Annotated in this window: 7 protein-coding genes; all 7 read left to right on the forward strand. The window is 43.3% G+C overall.

From position 1 onward, the window contains the following. Window positions 1-158: 158 nt before the first annotated feature. The 7 genes from AWB54_RS06195 to AWB54_RS06230 all read left to right on the forward strand — a co-directional run bounded on the left by AWB54_RS06195 (window position 159) and on the right by AWB54_RS06230 (window position 11181). The gene (locus AWB54_RS06195; RefSeq protein WP_061213742.1) at window positions 159-2726 is read left to right on the forward strand and encodes a PocR ligand-binding domain-containing protein; all 2568 of its coding nucleotides are present in this window, start codon (window positions 159-161) and stop codon (window positions 2724-2726) included. A 96-nt stretch (window positions 2727-2822) separates the two neighbouring features. Further along, a complete protein-coding gene (gene cas6 / locus AWB54_RS06200; protein ID WP_061213743.1) occupies window positions 2823-3566 on the forward strand; it encodes a CRISPR-associated endoribonuclease Cas6 in 744 nt (247 codons plus the stop codon). 207 nt (window positions 3567-3773) lie between these two features. After that, entirely contained in the window at window positions 3774-5711 is a 1938-nt protein-coding gene (locus AWB54_RS06205) for a TIGR02556 family CRISPR-associated protein (RefSeq protein WP_061213744.1), read from the forward strand. Next, complete coding sequence (gene cas7b, locus AWB54_RS06210) at window positions 5701-6573, forward strand: type I-B CRISPR-associated protein Cas7/Csh2 (protein WP_061213745.1); 873 nt, start codon at window positions 5701-5703, stop codon at window positions 6571-6573. Before AWB54_RS06205 ends, cas7b begins: the two co-directional genes overlap by 11 nt. 16 nt (window positions 6574-6589) lie before the next feature. After that, entirely contained in the window at window positions 6590-7333 is a 744-nt protein-coding gene (gene cas5b / locus AWB54_RS06215) for a type I-B CRISPR-associated protein Cas5b (RefSeq protein ID WP_061213746.1), read from the forward strand. A gap of 21 nt (window positions 7334-7354) precedes the next feature. Continuing rightward, window positions 7355-9745, forward strand: coding sequence for a CRISPR-associated helicase/endonuclease Cas3 (locus AWB54_RS06220; protein WP_061213747.1), 2391 nt, complete (start codon window positions 7355-7357; stop codon window positions 9743-9745). Window positions 9746-10296: 551 nt separating this feature from the next. Further along, on the forward strand, window positions 10297-11181 hold the full coding sequence (locus tag AWB54_RS06230) for a reverse transcriptase domain-containing protein (protein WP_082736052.1): 885 nt from the start codon (window positions 10297-10299) through the stop codon (window positions 11179-11181). The last annotated feature ends 26 nt before the right edge of the window (window positions 11182-11207 follow it).

Raw genomic sequence — 11207 nt, forward strand, 5'->3', positions numbered from 1 at the left:
ACCCCTCTTGTTGGTTTAGCTTATATTTCGCTGGTGTTTTTTCCTGCTTTTCATATATTTTTCTAAGAAAATACTTCAACTAACCATCTTCGACATTATTTGCTTAAGTAATCAGCTATGGTAATTAAGGATTGTTAAAAGCTGAGGAGGTTGCACGGATGAATTATAAAAATATGACAAAAAAGCAACTGGTAGATGAACTGGCTAAACTCCGGCAGAAGAACATGGAATTGGAACTTATTCTTAAAGATAAAGAATGCCTTTCTACAGCCCCTGAATCATCTTCACCCAACCGCTGGTTCTCTACGGGCCGGGCTGAATTATTTGTTTGCAAAAGCTCGGAGCAAGAAGAAATCGATAATAGCAAGAAGAAATATAAGTTTTCGGATTTGGTAGACATTCCTCTTCTTCAGCAATTTCTAAAATCTTTATATGAAGCTACCGGATTGCCCCATGCCCTCGTCGATATTGATAATAATATACTGAGCGGAATAGGTTGGCAGGATATTTGCAGCCGGTTTCACCGGGCGTGTCCGCAAAGTAGCTGCAGGTGCAAAGAAAGCGACAGCTACATATCAGCCCATCTGCATGATGGACCTTATGTCGGGTACAAGTGTTTAAATGGCCTCATGGATTATGCTACCCCTATTATTGTGGAAGGGGAACATTTGGCTACAGTCTTCATTGGACAGCTTCTGCATCAACCGCCCGATGAAGAATATTTTAGTAGCCAGGCCCGAGAGTATGGATTTGACGAAAATGCTTACCTGGAAGCACTTTGCCGGGTTCCGGTAATTCCTGAAGAGCAGATAGAAACTATTATGAAGTTTTATATACAATTGGGCCAATTTCTTGCATCTATAGGACTAAACCGGAAACGCCAAATTGAGTTGGCAAAGCAGGCAATAAGAAAGCAAGAGGAAAGATTTAGACTGCTTTGGGAGACGAGCAATGATGGCTTTTGGGAATGGAATATTGAAGCGGGTAAAGTATATTACAGCCCGCGCTGGGCCGAAATGTTGGGCTATTCGTTTGAGGACTGTGAGGTAGATATTCAAAATTGGGAAAAGCGTCTTCATCCTGATGATATAAGCACTGCAATGGAGGCCATTAATGAACATCTACAGGAACGAACAACAGTTTACGCGGCCGAATACCGAATAATTACCGAATCGGGTGAAGAGAAATGGATTTTGGATCACGGTCAGTTAGTAGCCAGAAATGCAGAAGGTCAGCCGTTAACCATGGTGGGCGCAAGTATCGACATCACAGCCTTTAAGAAGGTGGAAGCATCCTTGTTTGAATCACAACAGAAATTCGCCACAGTTTTTTATTCCAGTCCGGACATAATGACCATCAGCACCATAAAAGACGGGCGCTATGTGGAAGTAAATGATGCTTTTGTTGCCATTACCGGTTATGAACGCAATGAGGTTATTGGGCGATGTGTATTTGATTTAAATATATGGGTTGTTCCTGAAGAAAGGGACGCAGTAATAAAACAAATACAGGAAAACGGCAGAGTTCGCGACTTTGAAATAGAATTAAGGTCAAAATACGGGGAAACTGGGATTTCTTTGCTTTCCGGCGAGATAGTGGACTTGGGTGGTGAAGAATATCTTATCACTACAAATAGAGATATTACGGAAAGAAAGCAAATGGAAGAAGCATTACGTTTGTCGGAGGAATGCTTATTCAAAGCCTTTAATACCAGTCCGATCATAATGGCCATCACTACCCTGGAGGAGGGAATGTTTATTAAAGCTAACAAAGCATTTGCGTGCATTGTCGGTTATGATCATGAAGAGGTGATAGGTCGAACGTCATTAGAGATAGGATTTTGGCTAAATCCGCTGGAGCGTGACCTTCTAAAACAAAGCATTGTGGCCGGGCAATCGGTTCGGGATATGGAAATTGTTTTTGGCAATATTTACGGAGAGCAAAAGCTGGGATTACTTTCTGCTGAAGGCCTTGATATTGACGGCAAACCATGCTTGCTCAGCGTACTTACGGATATAACTGAACTTAGACGAATGGAAGTGGAAATGACTCGTTTGGATCGACTCAATTTAGTAGGAGAAATGGCCGCCAGTATTGGACACGAAATCAGGAACCCCATGACCACTGTTCGTGGGTATCTGCAAATTATGCGGGAGAATAAGGATAACATACAAGAGCTGGAATATTTTAATCTGATGATAGAAGAACTGGATAGAGCCAATGCTATAATCACTGATTTTCTTTCTCTGGCTAAAAACAAGATGGTGGATATGAAGCCAGGAGATCTCAATGCCATAATTAATAAATTATTGCCGTTGATTCAAGCCAAGGCTTTGAGTAGAGATCAATACATAAAACTGGAACTAGGCGAGATACCGTACTTGCTTCTGGATAATAAAGAAGTTCACCAATTGATACTGAATCTGGTCAATAATGGGCTGGAATCCATGTCTTTACCTGGCTATGTGACTATAAAAACATATATGGAAGATGAAGCAGTGGTATTGGCGGTTCAAGATCAAGGTCAGGGAATAGACCCTTCATTGCTGGATAAGTTGGGAACCCCCTTCTTAACCACCAAAGATAATGGGACAGGCCTGGGACTGGCAGTTTGTTACCGGATAGCGGAGCAGCATAATGCCAAAATCAATGTGGAGACCAGTATAAACGGCAGCACTTTTTATCTCAAATTCCCGGGCGAAACGGGAGAAGAGCCCATGGTATAATAACAATAATTAATATGGAATTTTGATGGAATGGAAGGAATTAGATGGATAATAATGAATACTTAGTAAAGGAGAAGAATTTTGGAGGTTTTTTAATTGAGAATAACGCTGGAAATCTCAAGTGAAAAGGAAATAAAACTGCCTATTCATTATAACCATATTTTGCAGGGTTTCCTTTACAAAAACTTGAGCAATAAGGATTATCGAGAATTCTTGCACCAGAAAGGTTACAGCCTGGGAAACAAATCATTCAAGCTTTTTACCTTTTCTCGATTGTTGGGTGAGTTCAGGATAGTTCCGCAGAAAAAAGAAATAATCTTTACTCCTCCCGTTAAAATAATTGTGGCTGCCGGTGTTGAGCAATTCATTACCGATCTGGCCGAAACCCTCATAAAGTCCGAGCTTAATTTTCTGGGAAACCAGCCCGTTGAGGTCAAGAGCATCGGTGTTCACAAGAATTTCACTCCATCCAATCTGCTGCAGATAAAAATGCTTTCACCTATAGTTGCCTACTCCACCCTGACGGAAAGTGAGAAAAAATGGACTGAATACTATTCCCCCTGGCAGCCCCGTTTCGCGGAATTAGTCAAAGCCAATTTGGAAGCCAAATACCAGGTTCTCTATGGCGAAATTCCCTCCCAGGAGGAGCTCAAAATTATCCCCCATGGTAGTCAAGAACAAAAATTCAAGAGCGTAATCAAATATAAAGGAACGGTAATAGTCGGGTATCTAGGACTTTACTGGCTCAAGGGCAATCCGGATCTGATCAAGATAGCCTATGATACGGGCCTGGGCAGTAAAAACGCCCAGGGCTTCGGCTGCTGGGAGGTGGTGGGGTAGGGAAACCAAAAGGAGCAACCCTTTTAGGTAAGCTAAAACACGATGACAAAAAACCTGTTTCAATTCCTTCCAGGGTTACTCCTATCAAGTTGTTATAACTCATATCATTTATTTTTACAACTTGTCAAGTATTTATAGCTTGCAAAATATTCCTTGTTACTGTACTATACAAATAACCTTAATAATGACTAAAGGGGAGGTGAGAAAATGCTGGAAAGTATAATCGGACTGGGCGCAGCGGTTCTAGAGGAACAGGATGCCTTGGCATCATTGATTAAAAAAGTTCCATCAATAAAGAATAACCGGCAACAACATATCTGTAAATTTGTATTCCATACCAAAAAGAAGGAATTAAGAATTGATGTAAAAGAAGAAATGGACGATAATTCATCGCTCCGGTATCTTCATGTGGGAAGTGTGGACGGACCCCGGTCGGCACAATGGTTTGCTACCAGTACGGCCAGTTCCTATATACTGAGTGAGCTCTTTCCTAACCTGCTTGAAATGCAGGGAATAATCGAGGAAGATATCATAAGAAAATCCCGGAGTATTGTGGAACAGTTCTATTATCCTATTGACCCGGAACTGGCGGGGAATAAAAAGTACAGGTATATATTGGATATTGAAAAACTGGGTATGGGCGATATTTCCCTGGATGAGATTATTGAGGAAGCAAGCAAAAGCAACAAGCCTGGAAAAAAAATCCTGGAATTGCTGCAAAAACAACTATTCAAATGGATACAGCAAGAATATGGCGTGGGGGAGAGGCAATTAGGTTTATATACAGTTGTTATCGATGGTGAAGCGCTGGTGAACGATCCTTCTTATCGCCAGGCCGTAAGTGATTCAAAAAAGCCCCAAACTGCCAGGCAGCATGAGCAAATGGAACTGGAATGCAATGTATGCGGTGCTTCGGAAGGGGTTCCGGCTGACTTGAGCAAAATGAAAATCAAATATTTTACTACCAATCAACTTATCTTTGCCAGCCAGTTAAAGGATTATACCAAAAACCTGAACATCTGCAGCTCCTGCATGGAAAAACTGCAGGCCGGAGAGGTGTTTTTGCAGGAGCAGCTTTCCACCAGGATAGCGGGCTTCACTGTCTATATTATACCTCATCTGGTATATGGGGAATCGGTAGATCCATCTACCATGAAAAACCTGGCGCAAAAACTATTACTAACCGTAAATATGGCCAAATCCATTGATGCGCTCGAGGACTTTCGCAACCGGCTGGAAGAACTGAAGGAAATTGAAAATATCTACTATCTTATTGATTTTGCGTTTGTCCGCAGCTCTAATGCTGCTACCAAGATACTGCGCCTGGTAAAGGATGTCCGCCCTTCCTTTTTTGAGAACCTGGATGTTTCCGTGGCCCAATTGCAGGAATTGGCCAATAAACATTTTAAGAATAATTATCATTACCGGGGAGGACTGGAGCAGGTCTATTATTTAACCCCGATCAGGCTCAAACAGGGTAATGCTTCCAGCTTCCGGGAACTGCTGGCTCTTTATGATGCCCTGTTTACGAATCGCTCTATCGATAAAAAACGGATCATAAAAAATCTGGCAGAGGCTCTGGCTATATGTTTTTATGAAAAAGAAGGCTTTAATATTCGACAAAAGCAGCAATATATTAATTATTTAACCCTGGACGGGGTTTTTTTGCTGGAATTCTTCAAAAGAATGGGTTGTTTGAAAGGTGGGGAAGGGATGGATTACCGTACATTAAACCTGAATGATAGTATCAAGGGATTTATGGCGGATATGCACTATGATGAAGAGCAAGCGGCCTTATTCCTTTTGGGCTATCTGCTGGGACAAGTAGGTAATGCTCAGTACCGGCGTGCCAGTGAAAAAGGAGCGGATACTACATATAAACCGGTATTAAACAAGATAAACTTCAATGGTATCGATAAAAGCAAAATAATACGCCTGCGCTCCGATGTCTTTAACAAACTGCGCCAGGAAAAGGTGCTTGTCTATAACGAAAGGATTTTTGCGGAGTGTACGCGCTTGATGGATAAAAACATCAATGACTGGAAGATGAATAAGGACGAAAATCTTTTTTATGTATTGTCTGGTTACGCTTTTGGTACTACGCTGCCAGTGAAAAAGAAAGGGGATAACAGTGATGAACAATAGTGAGATCCTTTACCTTTATGATGCCCAATTAACCAATCCCAATGGTGATCCGGATGAAGAGAACCGGCCCCGCATGGATTATGAGAGAGGTATTAACCTGGTTTCTGATCTCAGGTTAAAGAGATATATCCGGGATTATCTCTTAGACAAGAATTATGAACTCTATGTTCAGAGTATTGATAATAAACCGGTCACAGCGGCAGAAAGGGTTCAACAGATCAGAGATACCAGTGATGAAAACCTGTTGAATTCTTTTATTGATATCCGGCTTTTTGGGGCTACTGTGCCGGCCACCGGAGATAGCAAGTCTTTTATAGGCCCGGTGCAGTTCAACTGGGGTTATTCCTTGAATAAAGTAGAGTTGCTGGAATCCAGTATAACTTCACACTTTGCCTCTTCCAGCACTAATCGACAGGGAGCAATTGGCAAGGATTACCGGGTAAAATACTCTTTTATTGCTTTTTCCGGTGTGGTAAGCGGCAAGCGGGCCGAATATTCCCGGCTGAGCGAGAGCGATCTGGAACTGCTGGATGAGGCTATGAAAAAAGCCATTCCACTTCTGGCCACCCGCAGTAAAATCGGGCAGTATCCCCGTTTTTATATGAGAGTAGTTTTTAATGATAATGAAACGATATTGGATGATTTCAGAAACTACATTCAACTGCTGCCGGCGGATGAGAACCTGCGCTCTATTAACGAATGCGCTTTGGAATGCGGGCGTTTGCGGGCCTATTTGGAAGCTCGCAAGGGTTTGATAAAAGAGATAAGAATGTTTCAAAGCAATGAATTGCGAATGCTGGACAATGGAGTGGAGAAAACTGCTAGCGATATTTTTTCTGCCTTTACCAACATTCCTGTTTAATTAGGGAGATGAGCAGATGCGGGTATTAGTTTTTGATTTAAAGGGCTCCCTGGCTCATTTCCGCAAGATATATACTAATTCTTCCTCCTTAAGCTACTCGCTGCCACCCCGAACATGCCTGGCAGGCATAATAGCGGCCATGCTGGGCCGGGAACGGGATAGCTATTATCAGGAATTTAGCCGGGAACATAGCTTTATTGCCGTTAAAAAACTGGGCAGAACCAGGAAGATTATGCAAACCTTAAATTATATGAGGGCTACGGGAAGCAGAGAGCTAATTGTACCCCGGGAACACACTCAGATACCGTTTGAATTGGTTTGCGGAGAACCCGAGCTGCGTTACCGGATCTATTTTGCCGGGAACCCGGGTGCTTACGAGGAATTAAAACAGCGTTTGGTAAACGACAAGTATGTTTTTCCGCCTTACCTGGGAGCAGCCCCTTTTTCGGCTACAGCCAATTTTGTTGCTGAGGCTTCGTGCCAACGGCTGCAGACGCGAGGGTTGGTAGAGGTGTCTACTCCGATAAAAAGCAGGAACATAGTGGAGTTTTCATTTGATCGTATGTTGGATAATGTAGCCCTGGTTAAAGAAAAAATGCCGGTGGATTTTACGGCGGAAAGATATCCAGTGGCCAGTGCCAGCTATGTTTATGACGAAAATGCTTCAGCCCTGCCCGTAAGCCTTAATGAAGATATGTGCTGGCGAATAGCCTACCAATGGGAGGAACAAGATATCAAGGAAAATATCACTTTTTATTAAACCATAATAGGGGGAGGAGTCATGCAATTTTATTCTCATCCGGACAAGTTGCTGTCAAAGCACCTGCAAGAGGTAAGTACTATGGCGGCCGCTTTTTGCCCCCAGCGCTATGGAGAAGCCGCAAGAATTGCCGGGATAGCCCATGACTTTGGCAAGTTTACCACCTTTTTTCAAGAATATATGCTTAAAAAAAAGCAGCAGGGTAAATTAAAACAGCATGGCTTTATCTCGGCGCTTTTTGGGGCTCATAATGCTTTTCACCGCTGGGGGGAAGACCACTTCTTCCCCCTGGCAATCTATAGCAGTATTTATCATCACCATGGTAATCTAAGTGATTTTAAGGAAATACTACCTTCCTCAATGAAGAACTTTGGTGCGGCCTTCGAGGAAAACGTTGATATAGCCCGGCGACAGGTGGAAAATATAGAGACCAACCTCAAAGAGGTCAGGAAAGCCTACCGGGATATGCTTGATGAACAGTTGATAAATGGCTTCATAAAAGGTTTTAATCCCCACGAGCTGCTCCGCAAGCTCTTAAAACTGGAGTATTATTATACCGTTCGTGGCAAATACAAACGGGACACGAGTTATTTTGCCCATCAGTTTATATATTCCTCACTTATTGCTGCTGATAAACTCAGTGCCTCAGGTGAAAACCCAACCTCGATTCGCTTTATTCAGTCCCCAGGGATATTGCTGGCTCGTGACAAAATTGTGCAATCCAGGATGGAAAAAAACAACAAGGATAGCCAGGGTGAGATTAATTCAATACGAGAAGATATTTTTCGCCGGGTACAGACCAATATGGAGCTTTTTGCCGATACGCAGCGTATTTTTACCATCACCAGTCCCACAGGTTCGGGCAAGACCTGGACTGGTTTTTGCGCGGCTACCAAGCTGCGCGATCGCTTGGGTGGAAATCGAAAGATAGTATATGTTTTGCCCTTTACATCTATTATTGATCAGAATTATAAGAGCATTCAAGAACTGTTTCATAATAGCGGAGAGATAACCGATAAGGAAAGATTCTACTTGCTCAAGCATCATCATTTATCAGGCCAAGTAAAGGAAGAGAATGAAGAAGGCTATGACCCGGCAAGCTCCCCGGTATTTGAGCAACTCCTTACCGAAGACTGGCAAAGCGCTGTCATTGTTACAACATTTGTCCAGTTTTTCGAGAGCATGATTAGTGTTCGCAACCGCATGTTGAAGAAGTTTCACAACTATGCAGGTTCTATTTTTTTGATAGATGAAATACAGGCTCTGGACATCAAGTACTATCCTCTGGTGGAGTATGTTTTGAACATCCTCTGCCGCGAATACGATAGCCGGGTAATTCTAATGACAGCTACCCGACCGGTAATTTTCGGGTCATCTCCCAATGACCGGCTTCCAGCTATGGAACTATTGGAGAATTATCCGGATTACTATTCCAGGTTTAACCGAACTTGCCTGATACCGAAATTGGACAAAATAGGGCTAGAGGATTTTGTGCAGGAAATAGCGGCCTTGATAAAGGATGAAACTTCCTGCATGGTGGTCTGCAACACTATTAAATCATCGTTGAGGGTTTTTAGCCTGCTGAAAAAGATATTCGGTGAAAAGCGTAAGGTTTATTACCTGTCAACCAATCTGGTTCCAGCACAGCGCGCCGATAGAATTGACAAGATAGCTGCGGATCTTGAAGATGGAGAGAATTTAATACTGGTTTCTACCCAGGTGGTAGAGGCCGGGGTAGATTTGGATTTTGATATTGTCGTTCGCGATTTTGCTCCCCTGGATTCCATTATCCAATGTGCCGGTCGATGCAATCGTGGTGGGATAATGTTTAGCTATAATCGAGGAATAGTATATTTATTCAATGTGGTGAATGAAAAAGGAGATGATTACGCTTCGTTCATTTACGGAACAAGCAATTTAATTCTTACCAAAGAACTGCTACGTGGTAGAGACAGGATTGAGGAACGGGAATATTTGAGCTTGATTGAGGCATTTTATAACATGATAAAAAAAGAAATAAGCACTCAGCCGGCTCATGATTTAATTGCCGCCCTGGAGAATTTTAATATGTCGCGTGATGGTGTAAGTGGGTTTTCCTTGATAAAGAACAACAGCGGATACATTGATGTGTTATTTCGGTATAATTCCAGGGTTGAAGAGGCCTACCAGCGTTTCTGGGAAGTTATAGGGATCAAGGATTTTCAGGAGAAGAGAAACGAATATCTGAAGATAAAAACTATTTTACAAAAATATACGATTTCATTACCGGCCCAATTTACGGATGTTTTTGAAAAAAGACCATTGGGGGAAAGCAATGTCTTTATTTCGCTTCCGCCTGAAGGAATGGCAGATTATTATGATGAAGATACCGGATTTAAGCGAGAACGAAATGATAGCTTTTTAGCATTTTAGTGCTTATGGGACAGGAGTTTAATTATTAAGCAAGATTGATAAATCAACAGAGGTGGTGCGCCAGTTCGGCGTTGTGGATATAGCCGGTGGGAAGCCGGCACGGTAAGGTCTAGCCAGCCGCCGGTATCCAGCCTTGGAGCCAAAGCCGTGAGGTGAGGTTTAAGCGTAGGCAGGAAACCATGCGAGCCGTAATGCGAAAGCGTGAAGTGATAGAGCCCCGTTAGATTATATAAAGTGGAAGCCGATGCCTTCACCTCGGCAGCAGGCAATAACGTTTGGACGATAGAGGCGAGAACAAGCGAGTTCCACCGGGGTCTGAGAGCATGGCGAGCATGAGATTGTTATTCACAACGTACCTGGGAGGCCTTGCATACTCTCGAAAGAGTATTTTTCGCACAAGGAGCATTTCATCCAAGGCGGAAGAAACGGTATACAAGGAGTCGGATTCGCTCATAGTACCGAAGAAACCGGTAATGACGGCGGAGGGAAGGGGCGGACATATAAACCGTTCTTAGGACAAAACATCAGCCACACTGGAGGTGGTAGAGAAGATGGAAAATGCGTACGAAAGAATAGCGCAGCAGGTAGAGAAACACAAGAGAGCGCAGACGCTGATGCACTATGTAAACAAACAAAATCTGACTGAAGAACACAGGCAACAACATAAAGGCAAAGCCACGGGTATAGACAGAGTGGGCAAGGAAGCCTATGGGGAAAACCTCGAAGCGAACATAGAGGACCTGCTCACCAGAATGAAAATGTTCAGCTATAGGCCACAGGCGGTGAGACGGACATATATACCCAAAGCGGGAAGCGACAAGATGAGGCCGCTGGGGATACCTGCATATGAGGATAAACTGGTGCAGGGAGCAATGCGGAAGGTGCTTGACCAGGTATACGAGGGGAAGTTCTATGATTTCTCCTACGGCTTCAGAAAAGGCAAGAATTGTCATCAAGCAATAAGGGAAGTAAACCAGCTGATAATGACAAATAAGATAAACTTCATTGTTGATGCGGACATAAAGGGGTTCTTCGACAATGTAGACCATGAGTGGCTGATGAGATTTCTGGAGCATGATATAGCGGACAAGAATTTTCTGCGGTACATCAAGCGGTTTCTGAAAGCAGGCATCATGGAGGACATGAAATACCACGAAAGCGACAGGGGTACACCCCAGGGTGGATTGATTTCGCCGGTATGTGCAAACGTATATCTGCATTATGTGCTGGATATGTGGTTTGACAAGGTGGTAAAGAAGCAGTGTAAAGGCGAGGCGCATATCATCAGATACGCCGATGACTGTGCGCCACGAAGGCGCAGAGATGCAACTGAGCGCAGCCATGCTGCACAGAAGATGAGGGAGGGCCCCTCGAAGCCGCCATACAGGTGGAGGCTTCAAACCACCTTAAGCTGCTTTGGTCAAAAGCCACGGTAGTGAGCGTTAAGGAAAAGGCGAGGCTA

It is taken from the genome of Syntrophomonas wolfei subsp. methylbutyratica, from assembly GCF_001570625.1.
GTDB lineage: Bacteria > Bacillota > Syntrophomonadia > Syntrophomonadales > Syntrophomonadaceae > Syntrophomonas > Syntrophomonas methylbutyratica.

Coding starts and splice junctions, on each gene's coding strand:
- AWB54_RS06230 (WP_082736052.1), top strand. CDS start 10,297: ATGGAAAATGCGTACGAAAGAATAGCGCAGCAGGTAGAGAAACACAAG.
- cas5b (WP_061213746.1), top strand. CDS start 6,590: ATGCGGGTATTAGTTTTTGATTTAAAGGGCTCCCTGGCTCATTTCCGC.
- AWB54_RS06220 (WP_061213747.1), top strand. CDS start 7,355: ATGCAATTTTATTCTCATCCGGACAAGTTGCTGTCAAAGCACCTGCAA.
- cas7b (WP_061213745.1), top strand. CDS start 5,701: ATGAACAATAGTGAGATCCTTTACCTTTATGATGCCCAATTAACCAAT.
- AWB54_RS06195 (WP_061213742.1), top strand. CDS start 159: ATGAATTATAAAAATATGACAAAAAAGCAACTGGTAGATGAACTGGCT.
- AWB54_RS06205 (WP_061213744.1), top strand. CDS start 3,774: ATGCTGGAAAGTATAATCGGACTGGGCGCAGCGGTTCTAGAGGAACAG.